The organism is Pseudomonas sp. zfem001 (assembly GCF_032621725.1).
Taxonomy (GTDB): domain Bacteria; phylum Pseudomonadota; class Gammaproteobacteria; order Pseudomonadales; family Pseudomonadaceae; genus Aquipseudomonas; species Aquipseudomonas sediminis.
In genome coordinates this window covers 382,283-408,791 of record NZ_JAVYJI010000002.1, presented here as the reverse complement: position 1 = coordinate 408,791, position 26,509 = coordinate 382,283, and the positions used below count along the sequence as shown (strand labels likewise).

At 60.9% G+C, this 26,509-nt stretch carries 24 protein-coding genes and 1 pseudogene; 15 read left to right on the top strand and 10 right to left on the bottom strand.

Annotation, left to right across the window (positions count from 1 at the left end):
• The first annotated feature begins 171 nt into the window (after positions 1–171).
• Complete coding sequence (locus tag RTH74_RS09880; RefSeq protein WP_316914554.1) at positions 172–525, top strand: MmcQ/YjbR family DNA-binding protein; 354 nt, start codon at positions 172–174, stop codon at positions 523–525.
• Here RTH74_RS09880 and RTH74_RS09875 read toward each other — a convergent pair.
• Together RTH74_RS09875 and RTH74_RS09870 are read right to left on the bottom strand one after the other, a co-directional pair.
• On the bottom strand, positions 511–1,233 hold the full coding sequence (locus RTH74_RS09875) for a cold shock and DUF1294 domain-containing protein (RefSeq protein ID WP_316914553.1): 723 nt from the start codon (positions 1,231–1,233) through the stop codon (positions 511–513). The two genes, RTH74_RS09880 and RTH74_RS09875, sit on opposite strands and share 15 nt — an antisense overlap.
• Positions 1,230–2,060, bottom strand: a complete 831-nt coding sequence (locus tag RTH74_RS09870; protein WP_316914552.1) for an undecaprenyl-diphosphate phosphatase — start codon at positions 2,058–2,060, stop codon at positions 1,230–1,232. The genes RTH74_RS09875 and RTH74_RS09870 overlap by 4 nt, the downstream gene beginning before the upstream one ends.
• Positions 2,061–2,309: 249 nt before the next feature.
• Here RTH74_RS09870 and RTH74_RS09865 point away from each other — a divergent pair, with 249 nt between their 5' ends.
• From RTH74_RS09865 to RTH74_RS09850, 4 genes are read left to right on the top strand one after another with little or no spacing between them, the layout of a single operon-like run.
• Positions 2,310–3,944, top strand: coding sequence for a methyl-accepting chemotaxis protein (locus tag RTH74_RS09865; protein WP_316914551.1), 1,635 nt, complete (start codon positions 2,310–2,312; stop codon positions 3,942–3,944).
• A 7-nt stretch (positions 3,945–3,951) separates the two neighbouring features.
• A complete protein-coding gene (locus RTH74_RS09860) occupies positions 3,952–4,566 on the top strand; it encodes a hypothetical protein (RefSeq protein WP_125835090.1) in 615 nt (204 codons plus the stop codon).
• A 50-nt stretch (positions 4,567–4,616) separates the two neighbouring features.
• Complete coding sequence (pnuC, locus tag RTH74_RS09855) at positions 4,617–5,186, top strand: nicotinamide riboside transporter PnuC (protein WP_316914550.1); 570 nt, start codon at positions 4,617–4,619, stop codon at positions 5,184–5,186.
• Positions 5,183–5,734: an AAA family ATPase gene (locus RTH74_RS09850; protein ID WP_316914549.1), complete on the top strand. Its 552-nt coding sequence runs from the start codon at positions 5,183–5,185 to the stop codon at positions 5,732–5,734. Before pnuC ends, RTH74_RS09850 begins: the two co-directional genes overlap by 4 nt.
• On the opposite strand, the gene RTH74_RS09845 is transcribed toward RTH74_RS09850, so the two are convergent.
• A complete protein-coding gene (locus tag RTH74_RS09845) occupies positions 5,702–6,169 on the bottom strand; it encodes a DUF3429 domain-containing protein (RefSeq protein WP_106732483.1) in 468 nt (155 codons plus the stop codon). The genes RTH74_RS09850 and RTH74_RS09845 overlap by 33 nt on opposite strands.
• A gap of 69 nt (positions 6,170–6,238) precedes the next feature.
• The gene (locus RTH74_RS09840) at positions 6,239–7,450 is read right to left on the bottom strand and encodes a sigma 54-interacting transcriptional regulator (RefSeq protein ID WP_316914548.1); all 1,212 of its coding nucleotides are present in this window, start codon (positions 7,448–7,450) and stop codon (positions 6,239–6,241) included.
• Positions 7,451–7,677: 227 nt separating this feature from the next.
• Between RTH74_RS09840 and RTH74_RS09835 the strand changes: the two genes are divergently transcribed.
• The 4 genes from RTH74_RS09835 to RTH74_RS09820 all read left to right on the top strand — a co-directional run bounded on the left by RTH74_RS09835 (position 7,678) and on the right by RTH74_RS09820 (position 11,555).
• The gene (locus RTH74_RS09835; protein ID WP_316914547.1) at positions 7,678–9,552 is read left to right on the top strand and encodes a di-heme-cytochrome C peroxidase; all 1,875 of its coding nucleotides are present in this window, start codon (positions 7,678–7,680) and stop codon (positions 9,550–9,552) included.
• Positions 9,553–9,585: 33 nt separating this feature from the next.
• Positions 9,586–10,779: a catalase family protein gene (locus RTH74_RS09830; RefSeq protein ID WP_106732260.1), complete on the top strand. Its 1,194-nt coding sequence runs from the start codon at positions 9,586–9,588 to the stop codon at positions 10,777–10,779.
• Positions 10,780–10,960: 181 nt separating this feature from the next.
• Positions 10,961–11,227: a hypothetical protein gene (locus RTH74_RS09825; protein ID WP_099524068.1), complete on the top strand. Its 267-nt coding sequence runs from the start codon at positions 10,961–10,963 to the stop codon at positions 11,225–11,227.
• A 100-nt stretch (positions 11,228–11,327) separates the two neighbouring features.
• Positions 11,328–11,555: a DUF1272 domain-containing protein gene (locus tag RTH74_RS09820; RefSeq protein ID WP_316914546.1), complete on the top strand. Its 228-nt coding sequence runs from the start codon at positions 11,328–11,330 to the stop codon at positions 11,553–11,555.
• A 50-nt stretch (positions 11,556–11,605) separates the two neighbouring features.
• Here RTH74_RS09820 and nfuA read toward each other — a convergent pair whose 3' ends face one another.
• The 3 genes from nfuA to RTH74_RS09805 form a co-directional block, all read right to left on the bottom strand.
• Positions 11,606–12,190 carry a Fe-S biogenesis protein NfuA gene (gene nfuA / locus RTH74_RS09815; protein WP_099524064.1) on the bottom strand — a complete coding sequence of 195 codons (585 nt, stop codon included), beginning with the start codon at positions 12,188–12,190 and terminating at the stop codon, positions 11,606–11,608.
• Between the two features lie 70 nt (positions 12,191–12,260).
• On the bottom strand, positions 12,261–13,280 hold the full coding sequence (locus tag RTH74_RS09810) for an acyltransferase (RefSeq protein ID WP_316914545.1): 1,020 nt from the start codon (positions 13,278–13,280) through the stop codon (positions 12,261–12,263).
• A gap of 180 nt (positions 13,281–13,460) precedes the next feature.
• Positions 13,461–15,737: a fatty acid cis/trans isomerase gene (locus RTH74_RS09805; RefSeq protein ID WP_316914544.1), complete on the bottom strand. Its 2,277-nt coding sequence runs from the start codon at positions 15,735–15,737 to the stop codon at positions 13,461–13,463.
• Between the two features lie 152 nt (positions 15,738–15,889).
• Here RTH74_RS09805 and metH point away from each other — a divergent pair, with 152 nt between their 5' ends.
• A complete protein-coding gene (metH, locus tag RTH74_RS09800) occupies positions 15,890–19,600 on the top strand; it encodes a methionine synthase (RefSeq protein ID WP_316914543.1) in 3,711 nt (1,236 codons plus the stop codon).
• Positions 19,601–19,752: 152 nt separating this feature from the next.
• Positions 19,753–20,088 (top strand): osmotically-inducible lipoprotein OsmE, encoded by a 336-nt coding sequence (osmE, locus tag RTH74_RS09795; RefSeq protein ID WP_099524055.1) that lies wholly within the window; start codon positions 19,753–19,755, stop codon positions 20,086–20,088.
• Positions 20,089–20,320: 232 nt separating this feature from the next.
• Here the strand turns inward: osmE and RTH74_RS09790 are convergent, their stop codons facing one another.
• Positions 20,321–20,614 carry a DUF1883 domain-containing protein gene (locus RTH74_RS09790; protein WP_074914993.1) on the bottom strand — a complete coding sequence of 98 codons (294 nt, stop codon included), beginning with the start codon at positions 20,612–20,614 and terminating at the stop codon, positions 20,321–20,323.
• Between the two features lie 139 nt (positions 20,615–20,753).
• Here RTH74_RS09790 and RTH74_RS09785 point away from each other — a divergent pair, with 139 nt between their 5' ends.
• The 4 genes and pseudogenes from RTH74_RS09785 to RTH74_RS24215 all read left to right on the top strand — a co-directional run bounded on the left by RTH74_RS09785 (position 20,754) and on the right by RTH74_RS24215 (position 24,854).
• Entirely contained in the window at positions 20,754–21,779 is a 1,026-nt protein-coding gene (locus RTH74_RS09785) for a DUF5924 family protein (RefSeq protein WP_316914542.1), read from the top strand.
• Positions 21,780–21,794: 15 nt separating this feature from the next.
• Positions 21,795–22,844: an RNA methyltransferase gene (locus RTH74_RS09780; protein WP_316914541.1), complete on the top strand. Its 1,050-nt coding sequence runs from the start codon at positions 21,795–21,797 to the stop codon at positions 22,842–22,844.
• A 126-nt stretch (positions 22,845–22,970) separates the two neighbouring features.
• A pseudogene (locus tag RTH74_RS24220) lies at positions 22,971–23,996 on the top strand (cache domain-containing protein); the annotation flags it as partial.
• Between the two features lie 30 nt (positions 23,997–24,026).
• A complete protein-coding gene (locus RTH74_RS24215) occupies positions 24,027–24,854 on the top strand; it encodes a methyl-accepting chemotaxis protein (RefSeq protein ID WP_370605062.1) in 828 nt (275 codons plus the stop codon).
• 182 nt (positions 24,855–25,036) lie between these two features.
• Here RTH74_RS24215 and RTH74_RS09770 read toward each other — a convergent pair whose 3' ends face one another.
• A complete protein-coding gene (locus RTH74_RS09770; RefSeq protein ID WP_316914539.1) occupies positions 25,037–26,113 on the bottom strand; it encodes a polyamine ABC transporter substrate-binding protein in 1,077 nt (358 codons plus the stop codon).
• Positions 26,114–26,162: 49 nt separating this feature from the next.
• The gene (locus tag RTH74_RS09765; RefSeq protein ID WP_316914538.1) at positions 26,163–26,504 is read right to left on the bottom strand and encodes a cupin domain-containing protein; all 342 of its coding nucleotides are present in this window, start codon (positions 26,502–26,504) and stop codon (positions 26,163–26,165) included.
• Between the last annotated feature and the right edge of the window lie 5 nt (positions 26,505–26,509).

The following is a 26,509-nucleotide window of genomic DNA, read 5'->3' as shown; positions in this document are numbered from 1 at the left end:
GAGCAGAGTCTACAAGACTCCCCCGAGCGGCGCCAAAACGCCGGATGATCACAGCACTGCAACGCCAATAATCGTGGCCGGCATCCTCATGGACAGCACCAGAAAGCAGGGCTTACGCACTACCCTTCGGTGTCCGATAGACTACTTATCGGAATCGCCAGGGACATATCCATGACTGCAGACCAGATCGCCGCTTTCTGCCTCGCCCTACCCGGTGCCCGTGAAGACCTCAAATGGGGCAGCAACCGGGTGTTCTCGGTAGCGGGCAACAAGATGTTCGCCATCCTCGATTTTCTCGGCGAGGGCTTGGCCTTCAAGGTCGATAACGACCTGTTTCTCGGTCACGTAGACCGCCCGGGCATCCGCCCTGCCCCGTATCTGGCGCGCGCTCACTGGGTCAGCATGAGCGCTCGGCAATTGCCGTTGGGTGACGACGAGCTTCGCCAGTTACTGACGCGCTCGCATCAACTGGTGGTGCGCAAGCTGCCCAAACGCCTGCAACCCGGCCTGCTACTGGACGAATAAGGGGATATGACGGGCGATATAGGCGCCATCGAGCAACAGCAGATCAATCCAGAACAGCTGATGACCGGCGACGATCAGCCAGAAAACCGCCTGATAGGACACCTTGCGCGTTTTGTGCCGGAATGCCTGCTGAGCGATCAGCGCGCCTGGCCAACCACCGGCCAGCTCAACCAGGTGCAGGGTGTTTTCTGCCGTGCGCTGACCACCGCTCTGAGCGCTACGTTTATCCAGCCAGTACTGCATAAAACTCAACAGGCTGGCCAGCAGATAGAGCGGTAACACCCACCAGAGTCTCTTACCGAACAATGTCACGCAGCCGAGCAACGGCAAAACGCAGAACAACGCGAACACCACGACCTTGCCGGAGAAATTCTGGATAGTGCCCTGCGCCGCTGAACGCTGCGTGGGTTTAGTAACCGGCTTTCGTGTTGCTGGCGCGGCCTTACCAGGCGCTTTCGGTTTACGCCGGATCGCCTGGCGATCGAGGCTAAGCTCACCAGCCAGGCGCAAGTGTTCGGCACGTGGCCGCCCTCGCTCGTCACGCCCCGCGATGAACAACACCTCGTCGCCTGGCTGCGGGCGGCGATCACCGCGCATCACCGAGATATGCGCGAATACCTCGCTGCCTCCGTCCTGCGGCTGGATGAAGCCAAAGCCCTTGGCGTCGTCCCAGCTTTTCAGACGCCCCTTGCGCTCGTTACCGATCACGGTTGCGCCGTACTCCAGTCGATCAGGTGCAACTGCCAGGTGGCGAGAATCACCAGGCCGAAGGCGATGCGGTACCAGGCGAACACCGCGTAACTGTGGCTGGTGATGAACTTGAGCAAGGCGCGCACGGTGATCATCGCCACGATGAAAGTGCTGACGAAACCGATGGCGAAGATCGGCAAGTCACTCATCTGCAGGATATCGCGGTACTTGAACAGCGAATAGACCGTGGCCGCGACCATGGTCGGCATGGCCAGAAAGAACGAGAACTCGGTCGCGGCCTTGCGCGACAGGCCGAATACCAGGCCGCCGATGATGGTGGCGCCTGAGCGTGACGTGCCCGGAATCAGCGCCAGGCATTGCGCAAAACCAACCTTGAGCGCCAGTTTCCAGGTCATGTCGTCGACCGACTCGGCCTTGATCGCGTGCTCGCGCTTCTCCGCCCAGAGCATGATGACGCCCCCGATGATCAACGCCATGGCCACGGTGATCGGATTGAACAGCCAGTGCTCGATCAGATCGGCGAAGGCCAGGCCGAAGATCACCGCAGGGATGAACGCCAAAAGTAGATTGAAGGTGAAACGCTGGGCTTTCGGGTCACTGGGCAAGCCCACGACCACGTCGAGGACTTTCGCTCGAAATTCCCAGATAACGGCCAGAATGGCGCCGAGCTGGATGATGATCTTGAACGCCGTCGCGGTTTCGCCATTGAAGCCCAGCAGGTCACCGACCACGATCAGGTGTCCGGTACTGGAAATCGGCAGGAACTCGGTCAGGCCTTCCACTATGCCCAGAATCAGGGCCTGAAAGGCCATCCAGATATCCATCAAATCCCCCAAAGCGTGGCGACTACCTACGCGTAAATTTAAAACGTGGAGCTTGGCCCCGGCCGTGGGACACAAGTCAGTTGTGGAGGTTCCTGGCAGCGGTCTAACGCGGTGCTATTCAGGTTCTTTGCCGGGGTGCCGAAATGCTATCAGACAACTAGAGTGAATAATGCCTCGTTGTGCCAGTATTGCCCTGTGCCACTCGAAGCAACCCTGAAGCCGACAATTACAACAATCAGGAATTCGTCCATGAACAGCTTGCGTAGTCTTCCCATCAGCCGACGTCTTTGGCTGATCCTCGCGTTGGCCATCCTGACGCTGATTTTGCAGGGCGCCTATATGCTGCGCCAGATCCACACCGACCTTTATGCCGGCAAATCGGAAAAGACCGAGCATGTGGTGCAGAGCGCGGCCGGTATTCTCAAGCATTTCCATAGCCTGGAAAGCGCCGGCAGCCTGAGCCGCGAAGAGGCGCAGAAGCAAGCCATGGAGGTGGTGCGCGGTTTGCGCTATGACGGCCAGGAGTACTTCTGGATCAACGACCAGACCCCGGTCATGCTGATGCATCCGATGAATGCCAAGCTCGAAGGCCAGAATCTTGGTGGCTTCAAGGACCCGGACGGCAAAGAGCTGTTCAACGAGATGGTCGCTGTGACACGTAGCAAAGGCGCGGGTCAGGTCGATTATCGCTGGCCCAAACCCGGCGCCACTGACCCGGTACCGAAGATTTCCTATGTCGAGCTGTTCCAGCCCTGGGGCTGGATTATTGGCTCCGGCGTCTATGTCGATGATGTCCAGGTGGAGTTCCGGGCTCAGGCGATCAAAGCCATGAGCATCGGCTTGCTGATTGCTGTGCTGCTGGCGACGCTGGTCGTGCTGATCACGCGCAGCATCGTGCAGCCATTGCAAGCTGCAGTGGACGCCATGGCCAGCATTTCCAGCGGTGAAGGCGACCTGACCCGTAACCTCGACACCCACGGGCGTGACGAACTGACTGCCCTGGCAACCTACTTCAATGCCTTTACCGCAAAGCTGCGCCATGTGATCCGGCAGATGCTCGATTCAGCCGGTTCGCTCGATCAGGCCGCCCGCTCGCTTGGCGACATTTCCAGTGAGGCGCAGCGCCACAGCCAGCAACAGGCGCAGCAGATGGAGCTGGTCGCGACCGCCGTCAACGAGGTGACCTACGGTGTGCAGGACGTAGCGAAGAACGCCGAGCACGCCTCCAGCGAAATGCACACCGCCGAGGACCAGGCCAGACATGGCCAGCAGAACATCGAAGCGAGCCTGCGCCAGATTGATCAGTTGTCGGGCACCATCGACAAGGCCGTCGAGGTGATCCAATCACTGGCCAGCGAGAGCACGCAGATCGGCAGCGTGCTGGAGGTGATCCGCTCCATCGCCGAGCAAACCAACCTGCTCGCCCTCAACGCTGCCATCGAGGCGGCCCGCGCTGGTGAGCAGGGTCGCGGTTTCGCTGTGGTGGCCGACGAAGTGAGGCTGCTGGCGCAACGTACGCAGACCTCCACCGCAGAAATTCAGGGCATGATCGAGCGTCTTCAGGGCAACTCCGAGGCCGCGGTCAAGGTGATCAACGAAAGCAGTCGCGCCTCCCAGCTGACTGTGGAGCAAGCCAGCCAGGCCGGCGAAAGCCTCGCCCAGATCGCCCAGTCGCTACGCAACCTGACCGGTCTCAATGCCTCGATCGCCAGCGCCACCCTGCAGCAATCCCACGTGGTGGAGGACATCAATCAGAACGTCACGCAGACGGCAGCGCTGGCCCACAACACCGCCGAGGCTGCCGAGCAGTCGAGCGCTGCCAGCCAGCACCTGAAACAGCTGGCCGACCAGCTCAGTCGTCTGCTTGGGCAGTTCCGCGTATGAGTCGACCATGAGCAGCATGCAGCATCAGGAGGTCGATTTCAGTCGACCACAGAACCAGGACCTGATCTGGGACCTGGACAGCATGGCCCGCCGTGAGCTGGCCGAGCGTTTCATCAAACTGTTCGAGAACCGCTTGTGCGTCTATTCCGAGTCGGTGGGGCAGTTGTACACCAACTACAGCCTGCACTTCCCCTCCGATCTCGGGCGCAAGATGGTGGTGCTGCCCAATCCCTACGCCTTCCACGACACCCTGCACGGCATCGATAGCCAGGCCATCCGCAAGACGGGCCTGTGCGTGTTGCCGGGCAAGGTTCTGGGTAAACCGGGCCTGCTGCTCAGCACCCAGATCAGGGATGGCGGGCCGGCGCCCAAGACCATGCCCTTCAAACCGGCCCTGGCGCAGATCATCAGCAACCAGAAGAAAATCGGTGATCTGTTCCTGCCTGTGCTGATGAAGGGCGACCTACGCGAGTTCGACCAGCAGATGCCCTATATCCACCTGCATCGCCTGCAGCTGGCACGCCTGGAGCGACTGTCGAGCTTCGAGCGTGACGACATCCAGCAGACCATCACCCGCAAGCTGCTGATGCTCTATCGACAAGCCGACAGCCTGGTGTGCTGAACCGCCGGCATCAGTACAATCGCCACCCTTTCCTGATTTGAGGGCGCCAGATGTCCTGGCTCGAACTCGTTGCTGCCGGGCTCGGCATCGTCGCTGTCTGGCTGACGGTCAGACAGAACCCCTGGTGCTGGCCCATCGGCTTGATCATGGTGCTGCTCTACGCCTGGCTGTTCTATGACTGGCGGCTGTATTCCAACTTGCTCTTGCAACTGTTGTTCGCCGCGCTGCAGCTCTACGGTTGGTGGCAGTGGACCCGTGGTGGAGACCGCCACGATGGACGCAAGGTCAGCCGCCTGGGTGTGGTCGCCGTTCTGACTGGGTTGCTGATCGGCGCGCTCGGCGCCGGGTTGCTCGGCTACCTTATGGCCACTTACACCGATGCCAGCTCGCCCTGGCTGGATTCGGCACTGACCGCCTTCAGCCTGGTCGCGCAGCTGTGGATGGCGAAGAAACGCCTGCAGTGCTGGGCGCTCTGGGTAATGGTCGATATCTGCTACGTGGCCTTCTTCCTGTATAGCGAGCTGTACCTGACTGCAGGTCTCTACGCGGCCTTCACCGCCCTGGCCATAAATGGCTGGCTCACCTGGCGCCGCGATCCGGCGTTGCAGCACGCGTCGTGAAAGTCCTAGTGCTGACCGGCCCCGAGTCCAGCGGCAAGAGCTGGCTGGCAGCGCAAATACGGGCGCGCTTCGGTGGCGTGGTGGTGGGCGAGTACGTGCGCCACTTCATCGACGAACAACAGCGCGATACCTGCTATGCCGACATCGCCGAGATCGCGCGCGGCCAATTGGCCTGGGAGGATGCCGCGCGAGCAACCAGGCCGCCGCTGCTGATTCTCGACACGCACCTGCTGAGCAACATGCTCTGGAGCCAATTCCTGTTCGGCGATTGTCCGCACTGGTTGGAGGCCGAGTTGCAGGCGCGTCACTACGACCAGCATCTGTTACTCGACCCCGCAGGCGTACCCTGGGTCGAAGACGGCCAGCGTTGCCAGCCTCAGTTGGTCGAGCGCCAGGCCTTTCATCAGGCCTGCCGGGATTGGCTGCTGGGTAACGGGCAGCGTTTCTGCGAACTGTCAGGTGGCTGGGACGAGCGGCGCCAGGCTGCGCTGGCGCAGGTCGCGACGCTGCTCGGCTCAGCGAATCAACACGCTGGCCCAGGCCACTAACAGGCTCAGGCAGACCACCAGCGTCAACGGCGTACGCAGGGCCGGATACCATTGCGGCGCCAGCCCTACGCGTACTGCGTGCATGTCTGCCAGGTACAGGCCGATAAAGGCAAAAAGGAAAATCGGCAGGGACAAGCCAATCGGCAGTCCACCAGCCAATGCGGCCCAGCCCAGCAAGGGCGGAATCACCGACAGCCCCAGTTGCAGCTTGGCCTTCTCGTCGGTTTCCTCCGCGCGCATCGCCAACCCCCAGTGAATGGCGCCCATGAAGGCCAGAATCACCGCAGCAAAATCCAGCAACGCGTCCAGCACGAAAGGTCGCCAGCCCAGGGGAATCACCCAGATTCCCAATGCACCACCAACGAATGGCACCAGCCCGGCATATCCCAGTAATCCGGCCAATTGCGGCGGCTTCTCGGCGTCGAACGGGTGCATGACGATCTCCTTGACGATGGGGTTGCCGAGCACCTTAGCAGTGTTTCTCCAGCGTTACAGCCATGACCCTCAGCGCAGACGATGCTTGTGCAGCAAGCGATAGAAGGTTGGCCGCGAAATCCCGAGCGTGCGCGCGGCCTGGCTCATGTTGTTGGCGTAGCGGCCCAGCACGTCGTTAAGCGCCTGGCGTTCGGCCCGCCGTATGTAGTCTTCCAGCGTCACTGGAGCATCGATGCTCGCCTGTGCCGGGCGCAAACCAAGATCGGCTGCAAGAATCTGCCGACCTTGAGCCAACACCAGGGCGCGTACCACGTGATTGCGCAACTCACGCACATTGCCTGGCCAAGGATGGCTGATCATGGCATCCATCGCTTCCTCGCTGAAATGCCGATGATGCCGTCCGATCACCGCCCCGTGTTGTTTGGCGAAGTGCTCGGCCAGTAGCACCAGATCACCAGGATGTTCGCGCAGATTCGGCGTTTGCAACTGCTGCGCCGCTAATTGATGAAACAGATCCGGTCTGAAGCGCCCCTGCTGCAGGGCCTGTACCAGCTCGCCTCGGTCCAAGGTCAGTAGATGTGCTCGAGGATGGCACTGCAGGTAGTCCAACAACTTTTGCTGGTCGACCGCAGAGAGCCGAGATGCGTTTTCGAGCAGCACGTTGGTGAAGCTCGACGCTGCGAGAGACTCGGCGTCGAGAGACTCGTTGCAATCGATAGCGCGCATGGCCTGCGCAGCAAAAGATGAACGCTGGTGGAGCAAGCGCGCCAGCAGATGCTTGCCACTACCGCGCTCCCCACTGATAAACAGCGGACCATCGATACGGCTGAGGCGATCCAGCTGCCGTCGCAGGCTACGCGCTGCGGCACAGTTGCCGAGAAACTGCGGTGCCTGTCGTGCGCTTTTCAATCTGCGCAAGCGGGTGCCTGTCTGCGCCTGTTGCAAGGTTTCCAGTAACTGGGGCAATTCCACCGGCAATGTCAGCGCGGCGAAGCACCATTCGCCGACCAACTCTTCGCTATTGATCTGCTGCACTCGCTCGGCATCCATCAGCACGATGCAACCAAGCCCTGTCAGTTGCAGTTGCTTGAGCAGCGCATGACTGGGCTGCTGATCGAGGTAAAGCAGGAGTGCATCACCTGCATGGCCGTTGAGTGTTTGTGGCGTGCAGCGCTGCACGCTCCAGCCAGCAGCCTGCAATGGCTGAAATAGCGCTTCACACGCCTCGAATGGATCGAGCACCAGTAGTTGCCGGGGTGCGACGGAAACAGCCTCCAACATACTCCATCCTTGGCGCCATTATTTTGTAACCCCAATAAAAACAATAATTTGGCGCTCGCAAACGTAAAGCTAGCAAGAACTTTGACGCTCAATGGATCATTTCGCTATATGCGTCGTTCCTGCTGGTTATTGCAGAGTTTTCATAATCACCGCGATGGCATCTTGCCAACAGCCTGCAGTGTTGGCATAACAGGCCGATTAATAAGAACGCTACAAGGAAGTCTCTGATGCGTCTGCTCCGTCGCACCCTGAAACTCGTCATATTGCTGGCACTGATCGGTCTGGCGGTGGTGCTGTATTACATCGCCAACCCCAATCTTCCCACCTATCAGCAGCCCAGCGATTTGCACTACCTGGACCAGTGGAGCGAAGAGCAGCGCCAGACTTATTACTACACGCCGCAGGGCACGACGGTAAAAGGCCTGCGCTATGACTGGATCAGCGCGCTGGAGATGCCGTTCGGCACCGAGAAATTCGCCCGCCTCGATTATCTGGCCCGCTTCGGCTTTCTTACCGACCCCAAGCAGCAGCCAAGCGCTCTGAACCCGGCCAATCTGCCGGTTGGTTTTACCCGGCATCAGGACAGCGAAAGCGGCGAGCATTTTCTCGATATCAGTTGCGCCGCCTGCCATACCGGCGAACTGCGCTACAAAGGCCAGGCCGTGCGTATCGATGGCGGTGCCGCCCTGCACTCCCTCGCCTCTACCGTACCGACCCTGCGCGGTGGCGGCTTCGGCCAGGCGCTGGGCATGAGCATGGCCTTCACCTATTACAACCCGCTGAAATTCCGTCGCTTTGCCCAGGAGGTCCTTGGCGAGCAGTACCCGCAAGGTCGCGACCAACTGCGCGAGGATTTCAAGCAAGTGCTCGACCGGCTGTTGGCGACTGCCTTCAACGACTGGCACCGCGGCCTGTATCCGACGGAAGAAGGCTTTGGCCGTACCGATGCATTCGGTCGTATCGCCAATACTGTATTCGGCGATGTTCTCGATGAGGCCAACTATCGCGTTGCCAATGCCCCGGTCAGCTACCCGCAACTCTGGGACATCTGGAAATTCGACTGGGTGCAATGGAATGGCTCGGCCATGCAGCCGATGGCACGCAACGTTGGCGAAGCCCTTGGCGTCGGCGCCAGCCTGCATCTGCTCGACGAACACGGCAAAGGCGTCGCCGAGGCTGATCGCTACGCCTCCAGCGTGCGCTTGCATGATCTCTACACCCTCGAGGAAACCCTGAAACAACTGCAGCCACCCAAGTGGCCAGAAGCCGTATTCGGCAAGGTGGACCTGCCCCTGGCAAGCCGTGGCAAAGCGCTCTACACCGAGAATTGCGCCTATTGCCATGCCCCCGATCCCAAGCCGCGTGATCAGCGCCTGGCGCCGTCGCGCGATCCTGAATGGAAGATGCGCGTGGTACCGATCAGCATCGTCGGCACCGACCCAACCACCGCCGACAATATCGCTGACCACCGTTTCGACATCAGTCGCCTGGGCTGGACCAAGGCCGAGCTATCCAAGCTGGACGTGCGTCTGTACGGTGCCAGCCTCGATGAGGTCGATTTCAAGAGTATCTCCAGCGCCAAGGGCCTGGCCTACATCACCGCCTACGTGGAAAACCGCGCCTATCAGGACGCCGGCATAGGCCCGCGCCAGCGCAAGGAAATGGACGGTTATGGCCTGCCCATCGGCGTTCAGGAAAAGCGCGGCTACAAGGCCCGCCCTCTCGACGGCATCTGGGCTACTCCGCCCTTCCTGCACAACGGTTCGGTGCCCAACCTGTTCGAGTTGCTCTCTCCCGTATACGAGCGGCAGGCCCAGTTCTGGGTCGGTAACTTCGAATTCGATCCGGAACGCGTGGGTTATCGCAGCGACAAGTTCCCAGGCGGCTTCCTGCTCGATACCCGTGTGACCGGCAACGGCAATGGCGGTCATGAGTTCCGCGATGGTTGCCGCCAGGAGGGCGTCATAGGCCGTGCCCTGTCGCCGGACGAGCGCCTGGCACTGATCGAATACCTGAAAGTGCTGGGTAACGCTGATCTGGAAACCCAGCTCACTGACGTGCCAGTACGAGCCTGGACGCCCGGTCCGAACTGCGAAGGCTGATTTCAACCGATATCTAGAACAAGGATTGCAACGATGTTGAAACGCTTCTGGCTCTGGCTCGGTCGCCTGCTCGGCAAACTGCTGCTCACCGTCGCCCTCGTAGGCCTAGTTGGCTGGGGCCTGGGCGAAGCCTATTACGCCTGGAAATTCTCCGGCCCGGTCTCTACGCAAGAACAGATCGAGCCGGATGAGGCCGCGCTCACCAGGCTGATCATCGAAGACGCTGTACGCATCGTCGAGCAACACCGAGATAACACCCGCGTACTGCGTGACGCCCACGCCAAGGCCCATGGCTGCGTGAAAGCCGAGGTACAGGTGCTGGATACGCTGGATGAGTCACTGCGCCATGGCGTCTTCAGCGAACCCGGGCATACCTGGCAGGCCTGGATGCGCCTGTCCAACGGCAATGCCTACCCGCAGTTCGACCGTGCCCGCGATGCACGTGGTATGGCCATAAAGCTGCTCGACGTACCGGGCGAGAAACTCATGAAGAGCCCTGCGCATGCTGGCGAGCAGGACTTCGTGATGTTCAACCATCCGGCTTTCTTCGTTCGCGACGTGGCCGAGTACCGCACCAATTTCGCTGCTCAGGCAGATGGCAAGAAGGTCCAGGCCTTCTTCCCCAGCTTGGACCCGCGCACCTGGGAGGTGCGTCATCTGGTCATCGCCCTGAAAACGCTGGCTCCAGCACCAGAAAGCCCCGTGGCCACCACCTACAACTCCATTGCACCGTTCAAGCTCGGCGAGTCGAACATCAAATACCGCGTGGTACCGGCACCGCAGAATTGCCCGCCCTACGAATTGCCTGAACAAAACAACGCCCTACCCAACTTCCTGCGCAATGCGCTTTACCAGCAACTGTCACTGGACCGTGCGCCGGCGTGCTTTGAATTGCAGGTACAAAAACAGAACGCGCAGTACTACATGCCCATCGAAGATCCGAGTGTCGAGTGGAGCGAAAAGATATCGCCCTTCGAAAGCGTTGCCCGTATTACCGTGCAGCCTCAGGACTTCGATAGCCGGGAACAAAACCTGTTCTGCGACAATTTGTCCTTCAACCCCTGGCATGCACTTCCCGAACACCGCCCTATCGGCGGCATAAACCGTTTGCGCAAGTCGGTATATGAGGCAGTAAGTGCCTATCGCCATCAGCGAAACGCTCCAGCCCCCGCTAGCGTTGCGCCGCAGCCGACCCAGCAGGAAACAGAGGTGGAACTTTCGCAGTAGAAAGTTGTTGTCGGCGAGACGCCAGAAGTTTTCATCAGGGCACACTGCGCCAGTAATAAAACTTTTTTCAGCCATGTGTGACTTATGGATCTACTGAGTTCATCAACACTATTGAAAGGCCAACACCAATAACCTGTTGGCCGCAATTAATTGTTGGGATCAACTCGGAGAAACCGACCCCATGAACACACCGCTGCGTTTCAACGAAGCCCTGCTGATTGCCGATCGCGCCTTCCGCCCGTTCCAGTGCGTAGCCTGGGCTCCGCAGGACGGCACCGGCGTCGTCAGCATCAGCGTTATCGACCGCACCAACACTCGCCTGCTCGGCCGCCAGCTTTCCAGCGCCACCTACAGCGACCCGCAACAACTGGAAGACGCGCTGCAGCGTTCCCGTGATGAGCTGAGCAGCCAGGGTTTCGACCTGGCCCCGTGGAGCATGCCGGAGTAAATCCTGTCGGGGCGCATTGCGCGCCCCTGGATGTGCCCGTTGCGCCTGGCCTGCGGCGACTGCAGACTACTGCGATCCTCACTGAACCGAGCCTAGCGCCATGCTTGAACTGCGCCCTAATTGCGAGAACTGCGACTGCGACCTGCCTGCAGCCAGTAGCGACGCCTTGATCTGCTCCTTCGAGTGCACCTTCTGCCGGTCCTGCGCCGAGTCCGTGCTGGCACTGCGCTGTCCGAACTGTGGCGGCGAACTGGTGAAGCGGCCTATTCGCCCCACTGAGAAGCTTGAGCGCTTCCCCGCCTCCACTAAGCGCGTACTGAAAGCCTGAAATGAAAACGGGGCGACCTAGTCGCCCCGTTTTCCTATGCACTGCGCCTGTCAGTAGTAGGCGTTCTCGCGATTGCTGTGGTCAGTCACGTCGCGCACACCCTTGAGCTCTGGAATGCGCTCGAGCAGGGTTTTCTCGATGCCTTCCTTGAGGGTGTAGTCGGCTTGACCACAACCCTGGCAGCCGCCACCGAACTGCAGAACAGCGATGCCCTCTTCGACCACGTCGATCAGTGTCACCTGACCGCCGTGGCTGGCCAGACCGGGATTGATCTCGGTCTGCAGGTAGTAATTGATGCGCTCGTTCAGCGGGCTGTCTTCGTTGACCATCGGCACCTTGGCGTTCGGTGCCTTGATGGTCAGCTGGCCACCCATACGATCAGTGGCGTAGTCGACGACAGCGTCATCCAGGAAAGGCTCGCTGACGCCATCGATCCAGGCGGTGAAGCTGGCCAGGCCAACGGCGGTGTCTTCAGGTTTTTGCTCACCCGGTTTGCAGTAGGCAATGCAGGTTTCCGCATAAGGCGTACCTGGCTGGGTAATGAAAACGCGAATGCCAATACCCGGTGTGTCCTGCTTGCTCAGCAGCTCGGCCAGGTAGTCTTCGGCAGCTTGAGTAATGATGATGGCGCTCATGGCAACTCCTCACGGTCATGCGGCGAATTGTACGCCAAGTGACGGCCTGAATATAGTCCTACTAATTTACTCAGGATAACGACTGCAGCTTTCCCGAGTCGGTTCGCTGACCTACCCAGAGCTTGGCGCGCAGGAAAAAACGCTTTTCGATCAACTCGTAGCTGCCCCAGGCGGCCAACGCGATCACCGGTATGCAGGCAGCGATGACCAGGGCCGGGGCAAGCTCCAGACGGGCCTGCAGGTACCAGCCAAGCGACAGCACGATCACGTGCAGCAGATACACCGAATAGGAGCAATCGCCCATATGACTGAGCAGGCGATTGCCCCGGAAACAGGGCTCCATCGCAATGCAGGCAGCTACGATCAGCGCACTCGGCACGCCCCAGTGCAGCAGGCGCATGGAGTTGTCGAAGTGGTAGATGGTCAGCAGCGACGCGGCGATGACCAACAGTGGCAACCAGAAGCCCTGACGAATCCAGCCACGCGTGTAGATCACGCCCAGTCCCATGCCGAAGACGAACTCATAGACGATGCTGTTGCGGTAGAAGTCGCTCATCCATGGCTGCGTGGCCAGCAGGCCGAACACCGCCAGACTGAGGACGATGAACACCAGGCGCAAGCGCTCGGTGAAGATGAACGTCAGGGCGAACAGCAGGTAGAAGAACATCTCGTAATTCAACGTCCAGCCGACATTGAGCGTGGGATAGAGACCGAACCCACCCGGGTTCTCGGCGGGAATGAAGAACAGCGAGAGCAGCAGATGATGCAGGTCGAATTCCTGCACCGGCATCACCGGGTTGGCAAAGGCGATGATCAGCGCTGCCATCAGCGAGTAGAGCCAATAGGCCGGGACGATACGCAGTGCGCGATTGAGCATGAAGCGCCAGGGCGTGATGCGCTTGCCTTGAGTGGAGAGATAGATCACCAGGCCGCTGATGACGAAGAAGATGTCGACACCAACGGCGCCCCGCTCGGCAAACAGACGACCGACGAAGCTGTCGGCCTGAAAATCGAAGAACACCTGCATGACATGATGAAAAACCACAACCCAGGCTGCCAGCGCCCGTAAAGCCTGTACTGAAACCAGCATGGAACCGCTATTCCCCCCTGTCGCCAAGATCGAAACCGAGCGGCCTGGAATCAGGCAGCCTCAGCGTCCGACCGCAGCGGTAGGCGAAAGATCGATGGCACCTAACCGGGATCGACGGACGGGCCCCAAGCAGCGCCGCAGAGACATCAATCCCTGCGGCGCCTGGCTTTCGGGGCGCGGCTAGAAGTTCTGGTAGCGATTCATGTCCAGCACCCCGGCCTCCAACGGCTGGGTTTCGCGGATGTGCTCGGCCAGGTCATGGAAATAGCGCCAGAACTCCGGATGGCTACGCCGCACACCCCAGCGCTCGACGATACGCTCGAAGGATTTTGCGTCGCTGACACCTTCCATCTGCTTGACGAAGGCATCCACTTCACTCGCTTTGACCGTGAACAGGAAATTCGGGTAGCTGCTGAGCACTTCCGGGTAGATGGTCAGGGTGTCGAGGCGCGGTTGATAGCGCAGCTCCTCTCCCAACATGAACGCCACGTTGCTGTGCGCACGGTTGCGCAGCAGGCTGTAGATCTCTCGCGAGCCGTCGCTCAGTTCCACCCGCAGCATGGTCGCTTCCGGCAGTTGATCGATCACCCGCAAGCCGCCCGCCGGGCGACTGGCCAAGCGCGCCAGCGTCTGCTCGACATCTTGCAGCTCCTTGGGCAAACCGTCGCGATAACAATGTGCACCTGTACAGCGGTTGATTGGGTCAGGGCGTGCATTGAGCTTCGCGTAGCGCTGCAGTAGCTGCTCGGCGAACTGCTTCTTCGGATCATCACCGGTCAGGCCAATGGCGCTCGGCGAACGATGGTCGACCGAGGTGTAGTCCAGCAGCATCTTCAACTTGCCGCTGTTCTGATACCAGTCGTCCAGATAAGCCTCACGCGAGCGCGCCGGCAGCAGACGCAGGAAGTTCACTTCGGCGCCATTGCGGATCAGATCGAAATACAACCGTGTCTGCGCCTGGTGCGAGACGTTGCCGAACACGTCGAAATTGACCACCAACTGGTAGTAGGTGCGCTCGAGCAGCGGATAGTCCAGCCACCAGAGGGTTTGCGGAATCTCGCCGAGCAGGCCTTTGCGTACCGAAGCGCTGTCGTGTTGACGGAAGATCGACAGCAACGCGTTGTCGTTGCCGCTCCAGATATGCGCCCAATCGGCAGCAGGAGCGTCGCCGTAGGCATCCTTGCGCAAGTCCTCGTAATCATTGCGCTTGTTGCGGTAGTCGCGCCACAGGCCCAGCAGATCGCCGACATCATCGAACTGACCCGGCATGGCCAATAGCGGCGTGGCCTCGCGCTGGTACTCGGCATCGGTGATGTAGAGATCGTGCTCCGGCGCCTGGAACACGGCCCAGAAGTTGTCGCGAATCACGTCAGTGGCGATCTGCCCGCGGCACACCGGACCACGGATGAAGGTGCGCACGAAGTACTCGGCGTTATCCAGCATGAACTGATAGCGCGCGCGCGCCGGAATCGCGGCGAAGGTTTCGAAGGGGTTGGCGCGGCGTTGTGCGCCATAACCGGGGACAGCATCCAGCGTCCAGTCCTCACCGAAGAACATCTCCTTCACCCGCGCCAGCTTGGCGTCGCCCAGCGGATAGGTGATGTGCGTCTTGTGCACGATCACACCCTGGATCGGCCATAGGCGGTAATAGAACTCGGTGCCCGGATCATCATTGGGACGGCGCGTTGCGATGGGGTCGATGGGTTTGCCGCTAGAGGTACGAGAACGCACCATCTGGAAGAAATGCCCCGGCTCACCGCCCTCGAAATGCAGGTGGGCGAGGAACAGGTGCTCGTACAGCCAGCGCGAAACCAGATCTTCTCGCGCCCCGGGAGCGTTGAGGAAGTTCTCCCACTGCTCGACCTGGCGCAACTCGATGGCGCTGGGCTTCAGGGGCTGCTCGGCGACCGGTGCACCCTGCGCCAGCCACTGTTCAAGGGTGGCGTATTCAGCATCGTCCAGGCCCGTCACAGCGAACGGCATGCCGCCATGGGGATTCTTTTGCGCATAGGCGGCGAACTCACCCGGCAATGGGCAGCTGTTGCTGCGGGTGATGGCGATATCGAGCGTGTCTGGGAGCTTGGCATTGGGCTCCAATGGCTGACTGCGGCCCAGCTCCAGCATGCGCTTGATCAGTGCTGCCTGGCCGTTCTCGTCATCGAGCACCGAATGAAAGTCGCGCTTACGCCAGGCCGCCTCGCCCTGTGCGTCCAGATAAAGTCGGGTAGTCGCTTGCGCCTGGCTGCGCGTGCCATCGTAGACCGGCTGTTTGCTGGCACCGCGCAGGATGCCTTCACCACTGCCGAGATTGAGCTGGCAGGGTGCGTCGTAGCATGTATGGCAGGCTACGCACTTGTGGGTGAGGATCGGCTGAACATCGTCGATATAGGAAATCGCTTCCGCGCGGGCCAGGCCGGCTGCGAAAGAAAGGAGAAACAGAGCAGCAGGCTTGAGCATGGCCACGTCCTTGATTGCAATGCTGGCAATTCTAACGAGACGGCGAGCCTAGCAACATGAATGAAATTCATGGAAAGCCCGCTGACGCTCCAAAACCCTGCAGCTTTGCTATCATCGCGCACCTTTGTTTCCGCTTTGCTCAGGTAGTTCTCATGTCCGATCGCAGCGCCCGCCTCCAAGCCCTCCAGCAAGCCCTGAAGGAGCGCATCCTGATCCTCGACGGCGGCATGGGCACCATGATCCAGAGCTACAAGCTGGAAGAGGCCGACTACCGTGGCGAGCGCTTCGCTGACTGGCCGAGCGACGTCAAAGGCAACAACGACCTGCTGCTGCTCAGTCAGCCGCAGATCATTGCCGCCATCGAGAAGGCTTATCTGGATGCCGGCGCCGACATTCTGGAAACCAATACCTTCAACGCCACCCAGGTATCCCAGGCCGATTACGGCATGGAGTCGCTGGCCTATGAGCTGAACCTGGCCGGTGCCCGCGTGGCCCGTGAAGTGGCCGACGCCAAGACCCTGGAAACCCCGGATCGTCCTCGCTTCGTCGCCGGCGTCCTGGGCCCGACCAGCCGCACCTGCTCGATCTCCCCGGACGTCAACGACCCCGGCTACCGCAACGTCACCTTCGATGAACTGGTGGAAAACTACACCGAGGCCACTCGCGGTCTGATCGCTGGCGGCGCCGACCTGATCCTGATCGAAACCATCTTCGACACCCTCAACGCCAAGGCAGCGATCTTCGCCGTGCAGCAGGTGTTCGATGAAGACGCCGTCGAGTTGCCGATCATGATTTCCGGCACCATCACCGATGCCTCCGGCCGCACCCTGTCTGGCCAGACCACCGAGGCGTTCTGGAACTCGGTGCGCCACGCCAACCCTATCTCCGTCGGCCTGAACTGCGCCCTTGGCGCCAAAGACCTGCGCCCGTACCTGGAAGAGTTGTCGAACAAGGCCGACACCCATGTGTCCGCCCACCCCAACGCCGGCCTGCCCAACGCTTTCGGTGAATACGACGAGAGCCCGGCCGAAATGGCCGCAGTGGTCGAAGAGTTCGCCGCCAGCGGCTTTCTCAACATCATCGGCGGTTGCTGCGGCACTACCCCGGCGCATATCCAGGCGATTGCCGAAGCCGTGGCCAAGTACCAGCCCCGCGCCATTCCAGAGATTCCCAAGGCCTGCCGTCTGTCGGGCCTGGAGCCGTTCACCATCGACCGCAAGTCGCTGTTCGTGAACGTCGGTGAACGCACCAACATCACCGGCTCGGCCAAATTCGCCCGCCTGATCCGCGAGGAGAACTACACCGAGGCCCTTGAAGTCGCCCTGCAGCAGGTGGAAGCCGGCGCCCAGGTGATCGACATCAACATGGACGAAGGGATGCTCGACTCCAAGGCCGCCATGGTCAGGTTCCTCAACCTGATCGCCGGCGAGCCGGACATTTCCCGGGTGCCGATCATGATCGACTCCTCCAAGTGGGAAGTGATCGAGGCGGGCCTCAAGTGCATCCAGGGCAAGGGCATCGTCAACTCGATTTCCATGAAGGAAGGCGTCGAGCAGTTCAAGCACCACGCCAAGCTGTGCAAGCGCTACGGCGCCGCCGTGGTGGTGATGGCCTTCGACGAAGTCGGCCAGGCCGACACTGCGGCGCGCAAGAAGGAAATCTGCCAGCGCAGCTACGACATTCTGGTCAACGAAGTGGGCTTCCCGCCGGAAGACATCATCTTCGACCCGAACATCTTCGCCGTGGCCACCGGCATCGAGGAACACAACAACTATGCCGTGGACTTCATCGAAGCCTGCGCCTTCATTCGCGACAACCTGCCCTACGCCTTGAGCTCGGGCGGCGTGTCCAACGTGTCGTTCTCGTTCCGTGGCAACAACCCGGTGCGCGAGGCGATCCACTCTGTGTTCCTCTATTACGCCATCCAGAACGGCCTGACCATGGGCATCGTCAACGCCGGCCAGCTGGAAATCTACGACGAGATTCCCAAGGAGCTGCGCGACCGCGTCGAGGATGTGGTACTCAATCGCACGCCAGGCGGTACCGACGCCCTGCTGGCCATCGCCGACAATTACCGTGGCGGCGGCGCGACCAAGGAAGTCGAGAACGAAGAGTGGCGCTCGCTGCCGGTCGACAAGCGCCTGGAGCACGCGCTGGTAAAAGGCATCACCGCCTTTATCGTCGAAGACACCGAGGAGTGCCGCCAGCAGTGCGCGCGGCCCATCGAGGTTATCGAAGGCCCGCTGATGAGCGGCATGAACGTGGTCGGCGACCTGTTCGGCTCGGGCAAGATGTTCCTGCCCCAGGTGGTCAAATCTGCGCGGGTGATGAAGCAAGCAGTGGCGCACCTGATCCCGTTCATCGAAGCCGAAAAAGGCGACAAGCCGGAAGCCAAGGGCAAGATCCTCATGGCCACCGTGAAAGGCGACGTGCACGACATCGGCAAGAACATTGTTGGCGTGGTGCTGGGGTGTAACGGCTACGACATCGTCGACCTCGGCGTGATGGTGCCGGCGGAAAAAATCCTGCAGACCGCCATCGCCGAAAAGTGCGACATCATCGGCCTGTCCGGCCTGATCACCCCGTCGCTGGACGAGATGGTTCACGTCGCCAAGGAAATGCAGCGCCAGGGCTTCAACCTGCCCTTGATGATCGGCGGTGCGACCACCTCCAAGGCCCACACCGCGGTGAAGATCGACCCTCAGTACAGCAACGATGCCGTGGTCTACGTCACCGACGCCTCGCGCGCCGTGGGCGTGGCCACCCAGCTGCTGTCAAAGGAGCTCAAGGCCGACTTCGTGCAGAAGACCCGCGACGAGTACGTGGTGGTTCGCGAGCGCACCGCCGCCCGCGCGACCCGCACCGAGCGCTTGAGCTACGACAACGCCGTCGCCAACAAGCCGACGTTCGACTGGACCGGTTATAGCGCACCGAAACCGAGCTTCACCGGTGTCAAGGTGCTCGACGATATCGACCTCAATGTACTGGCCGAATACATCGACTGGACGCCGTTCTTCATCTCCTGGGATCTCGCTGGCAAATACCCGCGCATTCTCACCGACGAAGTGGTCGGCGAAGCAGCCACCACCTTGTTTGCCGATGCCCAGGAACTGCTGAAGAAACTGATCGACGAGAAGCTGATCAAGGCCCGCGCGGTGCTTGGCTTCTGGCCTGCCAATCAGGTGCGTGACGACGATATCGAGGTGTACGGCGATAACGGCGAACAGCTCGCCACCCTGCACCACCTGCGTCAGCAGACCATCAAGCCGGACGGCAAGCCGAACCTGTCCCTGGCCGACTTCGTTGCGCCAAAAAACAGCGGCGTGACGGACTACGTGGGCGGCTTTATCACCACCGCTGGCATCGGCGCCGAGGAAGTTGCCAAGGCCTACGAGGCCAAGGGCGACGATTACAACGCGATCATGGTCAAGGCCCTGGCCGACCGCCTCGCCGAAGCCTGCGCCGAATGGCTGCACGAACAGGTGCGTAAAGAGCACTGGGGCTATCAGCCGGACGAGCACCTGAGTAACGAGGAGCTGATCAAGGAAGCCTACAAGGGCATCCGCCCTGCCCCTGGCTACCCGGCCTGCCCGGATCACACCGAGAAGGCCACGCTGTTCAAGCTGCTCGACCCCGAAGCGGACTACAACAAGGCCGGCAAGAGCGGCGTGTTCCTCACCGAGCACTACGCCATGTTCCCGGCAGCAGCGGTCAGCGGCTGGTACTTCGCCCACCCCGAGGCGCAGTACTTCGCTGTCGGCAAGGTCGACAAGGATCAGATCGAAAGCTACAGCGAGCGCAAGGCGCAGGACATCAGCGTCAGCGAACGCTGGTTGATGCCCAACCTGGGCTACGACGACTGACGCAAAAGAGCCCGCAATCGCGGGCTCTTTTCATTCATACGGCAGCGAACGCGAGTCGACTCGCGCCGATTGTCAAAAAACACGAACTCCCAAGCCTGATCAATGCTCCAAGACTTACCGAGCCACTTCGGCTCGTTCGACGGAGCGATGACATGTACAAGCACAGCCTTGCAGTACTGGCAGTGGCAGCCGTGATGAGCGGTTGCTCGACTATCGAGAACCCAGCCGATTACGTGACCTTTCGCAATGAGCCACTGGTCAAGCAGGTCGACCACGGCATGACTCAGGAGCAGGTACGCACCCTCGGCGGGCCACCCTCTTCGGACGTGCGCAATAGCGTCACAGGCGGCACCTGCAACAACTATGTGCTGAATGTAGATGGCCTGGAGCAGCCGTATTACGTGGACTTCGACGTCAACGGCCGGGTCGACAGCAAGGGCTTCATGACCTGCGAACAGCACCAGGGCAACCTGCGCAAGCGGCTCTGAATGCGTTCAGCCCCGCTGCGCGCAGCGGGGCTGACAACTGCCTAGAAGATCAGTGAGAGCAATCCCACCACCACGATCAGGCCGATGATGAAAATGATACCGATGGTGCCTCCGAGAAACTTCAGCATGCTGACTCTCCTTCTTGTGGGTTCATCAGCTCTGACCTCTTCCGGCGTGGCCGCGTTTAGTCTTTTTCTTCAGCGTCTCGCCTGACATGAGGTTCGCATCGGAATCAGGCGCCCGGGCGACGAACGATCTTGATGCTGTATTCCATCTGCGGCTTGCGCGTCACGCTCACCGCACGACGGCTGACGGTATCCAGCGTGATGTTCCAGAAACCACCGGAGGGCACGCGGATCTTCGCTGGGAACTTGATAAAGGCGCCGCCGTGATAACTGTGACGACCACGGTTTCTGAAGGCGCGAAAGTTGGCATCGTTCATCAGGCGGATGTTGCAGGGTTGCGAACACTGGATGACCACCAGATCGCCCTCTTCCAGATGCTCACGTTGATGGATGAATTTCATCGTTTTCGGACTCGGTGGTGAAACGGGGGCGCAATAGTGCCGCAAGCAGCCCGGCACCGCCAGCGCAGCTGACGACTCGCTTGCAGCCAAGGCTCGGGCTACCTAGGATGCGCGCCCAATACTGCCATTTGCTGCTGCCATGAAAGTCGTACTCGACCGCATCCCCACGCTGATCGCCCTGCTGCGCCGTTACCCAGGCCTGGTTGCCCTGTTCGGCTTCTGCTCGGGCGTGGCCAGTTTTCTTCTGGTCGACCGCCAGGCGCATCTGGCCAAGGTGCTCGGCGTGGTATTGCTGGTCAGTTGGGTCTGGCTGATTCTCGAGAACCTGCTGCGCGAACGCATTGCCCGGCGCTTCGGCTTCGAGCTGCCGTTGCCGCTGCTGCGCTACGGCACGCAGATGATCCACCAGGAAAGTCTGTTCTTCGTCTTGCCGTTCTTCTTCATCACCACCACCTGGAACAGCGGGCAGTTACTGTTCAGCGGCCTGCTGGCGGTCGCCGCACTGGCCTCGATCACCGACCCGATCTATTACCGCTGGCTGGCGCCGCGGCGCTGGCTGCTGCTGATCCTTCACAGCCTGGCGCTGTTCGCGGTGCTGCTTACCGCGCTGCCGATCATCTTTCACCTCAGCACACCGCAGAGCTACCGGATCGCCCTGGCGGTTGCCACGGTACTGGCGTTACCAAGCCTGCCCGGCTTGATCGGTTTCGCTGGTTGGCGGCGCATTGTATTGCTGGCTGCCCTGCCTCTGGCGATGGCCAGCGCCGGCTGGATGGCGCGAGTCTGGGTGCCGCCGGCAACGCTGTGGCTGACCGAGGTAGCGATCAGCGATCACTTCGATGGCGAGCAGCGCACGCCAGGCGAGAGCCTGCAGCAGATCAGCCCTGAGCAATTGCTCAATGACGGGCTCTACGCCTACACCTCGATCAATGCTCCACGCGGCCTCAACGAGCGCATCTACCACGTCTGGCAGCACAACGGTCAGGAAGTCGACCGCATTGCGTTGGACATCAACGGCGGGCGCAAGGAGGGCTATCGCGCCTGGACGCACAAACTCAACTTCCCCGCTTCGCCCGAAGGCCGCTGGCAGGTGCGGGTCGTCACCGAAGCCGGGCAGATGATCGGCGCACTGCGCTTCGAAGTGGTCGCCCCCACGGCCAAGTGATAGCATGCGCGCCCCATGCAGCTCACCGAACTCAACCAACGCCTCGCCGACCTTGGCGCCAAACCCCAGCATATCGGGCGGATTACCCGTGCCTGGCTGCAGGGCAAGCCGTTGGACACCGGCACCAAGCATCAGAAGACCGAGAACTTCCTGCCGCTGACGGTACGTGAAGGGCTGCCAGCTATCGCCAGCGAACTGGAGGCACTGGCGCGCCTGCGCTCCGAACACCCTGGTGCCGACGGCTCGGCCCGCTTGCTGGTGGAGCTGGCGGACAAACAGATGGTGGAAAGCGTACTGCTGCCGCGCGATGGTCTGTGCATCTCCAGCCAGGTCGGCTGCGCCGTGGCCTGTGTATTCTGCATGACGGGCAAGAGCGGCCTGCTGCGCCAGCTCAGCAGCGCCGAGATGGTCGCCCAGGTCGCCCTGGGTCGGCGCTTTCGTCCGGTGAAGAAAGTGGTATTCATGGGCATGGGCGAGCCGGCGCACAATCTCGACAACGTTCTTGAGGCCATCGATCTGCTTGGCACCGAGGGCGGTATCGGTCAGCGCAACCTGGTGTTTTCCACCGTAGGCGACCCGCGGGTATTCGAGCGCCTGCCCAAGCAACGCGTGCGCCCTGCCCTGGCGCTGTCTCTACACACCACTGACGCCGAACTGCGCCAGCGCCTGCTGCCCAAGGCGCCGCGCATCGATCCTGAAGAGCTGGTAGAACTGGGCGAAGCCTATGCCCGCACCATCGACTACCCGATTCAGTATCAGTGGACGCTGCTCAAAGGCATCAACGACAGCCAGGAAGAAGTGGATAACATCCTGCGCCTGTTCAAGGGCAAGTTCGCCGTACTCAACCTGATCCCCTACAACAGCCTGGAAGCCGACGACTACCAGCGCCCCGACGGCGAGCGCATCGTCGAGATGGTGCGCTACCTGCACAGCCGTGGCGTGCTGACCAAAGTGCGCAACTCGGCTGGCCAGGATGTCGACGGTGGCTGCGGTCAACTGCGCGCCCGCGCGGTGGATGTGATCAACACCAGCCGCCTGCACAGAAAGCTCAAGAACGGCACCTGAGCGCCGATACAGAAACGTACAGAGAGACCACACGTCCCGCTGGCGAAAAGCCGGCACTGTATTTGCCTGTAGACAACTGCCGTGCATGGATGCAGCCCCGTCGTCTTGGTGCCCAGGAGCCCATTCATGAAAATCGCCCACAAGGTCGGTATCGCGGCCGCTACCGTGCTGTTCCTTACCACCAGCCTGCTGTCGCTATCCCAGGTCAGCCAGGTTCGCGACACCTTGCGCAATCAGGTTGAGTCGAGCATTGCCGAATCGAGCAATGCGTTGGCCGGACAGATCGAAAACTGGCTCAACGCCAAGTTGCGCCTGATCGACCTGATGTCGCAAACCATCGACAGCAACTACAGCCCCGAAGAAAACCAGCGAGTATTCGATTCACCGCTGCTGAAAAGTGAATTCATCCTGGTCTTCGGCGCGCTGGAAGCCGACGGCAAGCCCATCAAGAACAGCGCCGACTGGAAGCCCAGCGCCGACTGGGACGGCCGCAAGCGCCCCTGGTATGCAACGGGCAAGGCTGGCAGCCAGGCAGTGCTGACCGAACCCTATGTCGACTCCACCACCAATGAAATTCTCATTTCTGCCGTGGCCCGGATCAGCGACGCAGGCCAGTTCCTCGGCGTGTTCGGTGGCGACATCCGCCTGCAATCGGTGGCCGATGCGGTCAACACCCTGGACTTCAATGGTGCAGGCTACGCCTTCCTGCTCAGCCGCTCGGGTAACATCATTTCCCACCCCAATGCCGAGTTCAACGGCAAGTCCTACAGCGCGTTGTTCGATGGCCAAAGCCCGGCGCTGGGCAAGGAGCTGCGCGAAGTAGATGCCGGCGACAAGAGCATGCTGGTTTCCTTCACCCCGCTGCCCAACCTGCGCGGCATGGACTGGTACATCGGTGTGGTGCTGGACGAGAGCGTGGTGATGGCCGAGGCCAACCGCCTGACCTGGCTGGCCGTGGTCGGCACCGTGGTCGGTGTGGCCATCAGCCTGGTGGTGCTGGGCCTGCTGATGAACAGCCTGCTCAAGCCGCTGAGCCTGCTGAGCACCTCGCTGCGTGAGATCAACAGCGGCGAAGGTGACCTGACGCGCCGCCTGGCGATCACCAGCAATGACGAAATCGGCGAGCTATCGCAAGAATTCAACCGCTTCCTGCAAACCCTGCAGACGTTGATCGGTGACGTCATGGGCAGCTCGCGCCAGGTCCGCGAAAGTACGGCCCTGACCTCGAACGAGTCGGAACAGGCCGCGCGCCGTCTGCAGGAACAGTTGCAAGAGCTGGATCAGTTGGCCACCGCCATGCAGGAAATGGCCTCCACTGCCGAGGAAGTGGCGCGCAACGCCCAGGCTGCCGCCCAGGCCGCCGTTGCCGCCAACGAAGAAACCGAGAATGGCGTGCGCGTGGTATCGCAATCCAGCGCAGCGATCCGCCATCTGGCCGACGAGATGGATGGCACCAGCCACGCTATCAACGAGCTGGCCAAGCTCAGCCACAACATCGAGTCGATCCTGCAGGTGATCACCAGCATCGCCGAACAGACCAACCTGCTGGCACTGAACGCTGCCATCGAGGCCGCGCGTGCCGGTGAATCGGGTCGTGGCTTCGCTGTGGTGGCCGATGAGGTGCGCTCACTGGCTTCGCGTACCCAGCAAGCCACTCAGGAAATCCGCCAGATGATCGACCAGCTGCAAGGCGGTGTGCGTCAGGCCGAAAGCCGCATGCAGCAGAGCCGCGATACAGCCAGCAAGACCGCAGAGGACGCTGGCGCGGCCAACGACATGCTCGGCCGCATCCGCGAGGCGATCACCCGCATCAACGACATGAACCTGCAGATCGCCACCGCAGCCGAGGAGCAGAGCGCGACCACCGAGGAGATCAACCGCAACACCACCAACATCCGCGACATCAGCCATGAACTGGCTGGCGGCGCCGAACAACAGGTGCGTCAGTGCGGCTCGATGGTGGAGCAGGTTGGCCAGCAGGATCGCCTGCTGGGCCGTTTCAAGGTCTGATGCCGGGATGATCTTGTCGTAGGAGCGAGGCCTGCGCTTTTTGTTCGCGAGCAGAGCTCGCTCCTACAGGAAAAGATAACGCCGCGAACCTGCAAAGGCTTGCGGCGTTTTTTTGTTTCAGAGCTGCATCAGGAGGTTCTGAAAAACTCACGGTCACTCCCGCGAAGGCGGGAGCCCAGCGCTCAGACGCCGCTCTTGACCTTGCTCCAGATGCGCGTGCGCACTCGATCGATCTTCAGCGGCATGGCCTCCAGGGTGTACAGCTTGTCCATCACCGCCTCCGGCGGGTACACGGTCGGGTCGGCTTTCAGCGCCGGGTCGACCAAACCATCGGCCTTGGCGTTGCCATTGGCGTACTTCACATGATTGCTGATGGCCGCCATCACCTCTGGCTGCAGCAGGTAGTTCATGTAGGCATAACCACCCTCTTCGTTGCTGGCATCGACAGGCATGGCCACCATGTCGAACCAGATCGGCGCGCCTTCCTTGGGAATCTCGTACTGGATATTCACCCCATTGCCCGCTTCAGCGGCGCGAGCGCCAGCCTGCATGATGTCGCCGGAGAAGCCGACCGCCATGCAGATCTCGCCGTTGGCCAGGTCACCCACGTACTTGGAGGAATGGAAGTAGCGCACGTTCTTGCGCATTTCCATCAGCAGCGCTTCGGCGCGCTTGTAGTCCTCGGGGTTCTTGCTGTGATGTGGCAAGCCCAGGTGATGCAGGGCGATCGGCAGCATCTCCGGGCCGTTGTCGAGGATGGCTACGCCGCACTCATTGAGCTTGGCCAGCTTGGCTGGGTCGAACAGTACGTCCCAGCTATCCATCTTCACGTCATCGCCCAGCACCGCACGCACCTTGTCGACGTTGTAGCCGATCCCGGTACTGCCCCAGAGATAAGGGAAGCCATGCTCGTTGCCCGGGTCGTTCACTTCCAGCGCCTTCATCAGCACCGGATTGAGATTGTTCCAGTTCGGCAGCTTGTTGCGGTCGAGTTTCTTCAGCGCACCGCCCTCGATCTGCCGGGCCATGAAATGGTTGGAGGGGAACACCACGTCGTAACCGGAGCGACCGGCCATGAGCTTGGCGTCCAGCGTCTCGTTGCTGTCGTAGACGTCGTAGTGGGTGCCGAGGCCGCTGCTCTTCTCGAACTGCTTGAGGGTGTCCGGGGCGATGTAATCGGTCCAGTTATAGATGCGCACGCTGTCAGCGGCATGGGCGGTGCCGGCCAGGATCAGGCACGGCAGAAGTTTCTTCAGCATGGGATACCTCGTGAGTTGTTGTTCTAGGCAGTACTGAAAAGGTGCTGATTCAGAAGATCAGCACGTAGGTCTTGCGCACCGTTTCTTGTATGTCCCAGGTGCCGAGGGTATTGGCCGGCATCATCAGCGCGTCACCGGCGCGAATCTCGATGGGCTCGCCGCCGTCCGGGGTGAAGGTGCAACGTCCGGCGACGAAGTGGCAGAACTCCTGCTGTACGATCTGCCGGCGCCAGCGCCCCGGCGTGCACTCCCAAATACCGGTTTCCACGCCATCACTGCGCTCGACACTGGTAGTCGACGTGATCGCCACCGGCTCGCTCAGGGGGACGGCGACCGGATTGGACTCGTCCAGAGCGACGTTGGGGGTGTTGCGAAAATGGGTGATGTTCATTGGTA

What these genes read in the sequence shown, in the direction of transcription:
- RTH74_RS09835 (WP_316914547.1), top strand. Translation starts at nt 7,678, where the DNA reads ATGCGTCTGCTCCGTCGCACCCTGAAACTCGTCATATTGCTGGCACTG.
- RTH74_RS09880 (WP_316914554.1), top strand. Translation starts at nt 172, where the DNA reads ATGACTGCAGACCAGATCGCCGCTTTCTGCCTCGCCCTACCCGGTGCC.
- nfuA (WP_099524064.1), bottom strand. Translation starts at nt 12,190, where the DNA reads ATGAGCGCCATCATCATTACTCAAGCTGCCGAAGACTACCTGGCCGAG.
- RTH74_RS09770 (WP_316914539.1), bottom strand. Translation starts at nt 26,113, where the DNA reads ATGCTGAAGAAACTTCTGCCGTGCCTGATCCTGGCCGGCACCGCCCAT.
- RTH74_RS09825 (WP_099524068.1), top strand. Translation starts at nt 10,961, where the DNA reads ATGAACACACCGCTGCGTTTCAACGAAGCCCTGCTGATTGCCGATCGC.
- RTH74_RS09870 (WP_316914552.1), bottom strand. Translation starts at nt 2,060, where the DNA reads ATGGATATCTGGATGGCCTTTCAGGCCCTGATTCTGGGCATAGTGGAA.
- RTH74_RS09840 (WP_316914548.1), bottom strand. Translation starts at nt 7,450, where the DNA reads ATGTTGGAGGCTGTTTCCGTCGCACCCCGGCAACTACTGGTGCTCGAT.
- osmE (WP_099524055.1), top strand. Translation starts at nt 19,753, where the DNA reads ATGTACAAGCACAGCCTTGCAGTACTGGCAGTGGCAGCCGTGATGAGC.
- RTH74_RS09765 (WP_316914538.1), bottom strand. Translation starts at nt 26,504, where the DNA reads ATGAACATCACCCATTTTCGCAACACCCCCAACGTCGCTCTGGACGAG.
- RTH74_RS09820 (WP_316914546.1), top strand. Translation starts at nt 11,328, where the DNA reads ATGCTTGAACTGCGCCCTAATTGCGAGAACTGCGACTGCGACCTGCCT.
- RTH74_RS09805 (WP_316914544.1), bottom strand. Translation starts at nt 15,737, where the DNA reads ATGCTCAAGCCTGCTGCTCTGTTTCTCCTTTCTTTCGCAGCCGGCCTG.
- RTH74_RS09780 (WP_316914541.1), top strand. Translation starts at nt 21,795, where the DNA reads ATGCAGCTCACCGAACTCAACCAACGCCTCGCCGACCTTGGCGCCAAA.
- RTH74_RS09845 (WP_106732483.1), bottom strand. Translation starts at nt 6,169, where the DNA reads ATGCACCCGTTCGACGCCGAGAAGCCGCCGCAATTGGCCGGATTACTG.
- RTH74_RS09790 (WP_074914993.1), bottom strand. Translation starts at nt 20,614, where the DNA reads ATGAAATTCATCCATCAACGTGAGCATCTGGAAGAGGGCGATCTGGTG.
- metH (WP_316914543.1), top strand. Translation starts at nt 15,890, where the DNA reads ATGTCCGATCGCAGCGCCCGCCTCCAAGCCCTCCAGCAAGCCCTGAAG.
- pnuC (WP_316914550.1), top strand. Translation starts at nt 4,617, where the DNA reads ATGTCCTGGCTCGAACTCGTTGCTGCCGGGCTCGGCATCGTCGCTGTC.
- RTH74_RS24215 (WP_370605062.1), top strand. Translation starts at nt 24,027, where the DNA reads ATGGGCAGCTCGCGCCAGGTCCGCGAAAGTACGGCCCTGACCTCGAAC.
- RTH74_RS09860 (WP_125835090.1), top strand. Translation starts at nt 3,952, where the DNA reads ATGAGCAGCATGCAGCATCAGGAGGTCGATTTCAGTCGACCACAGAAC.
- RTH74_RS09810 (WP_316914545.1), bottom strand. Translation starts at nt 13,280, where the DNA reads ATGCTGGTTTCAGTACAGGCTTTACGGGCGCTGGCAGCCTGGGTTGTG.
- RTH74_RS09785 (WP_316914542.1), top strand. Translation starts at nt 20,754, where the DNA reads ATGAAAGTCGTACTCGACCGCATCCCCACGCTGATCGCCCTGCTGCGC.
- RTH74_RS09865 (WP_316914551.1), top strand. Translation starts at nt 2,310, where the DNA reads ATGAACAGCTTGCGTAGTCTTCCCATCAGCCGACGTCTTTGGCTGATC.
- RTH74_RS09830 (WP_106732260.1), top strand. Translation starts at nt 9,586, where the DNA reads ATGTTGAAACGCTTCTGGCTCTGGCTCGGTCGCCTGCTCGGCAAACTG.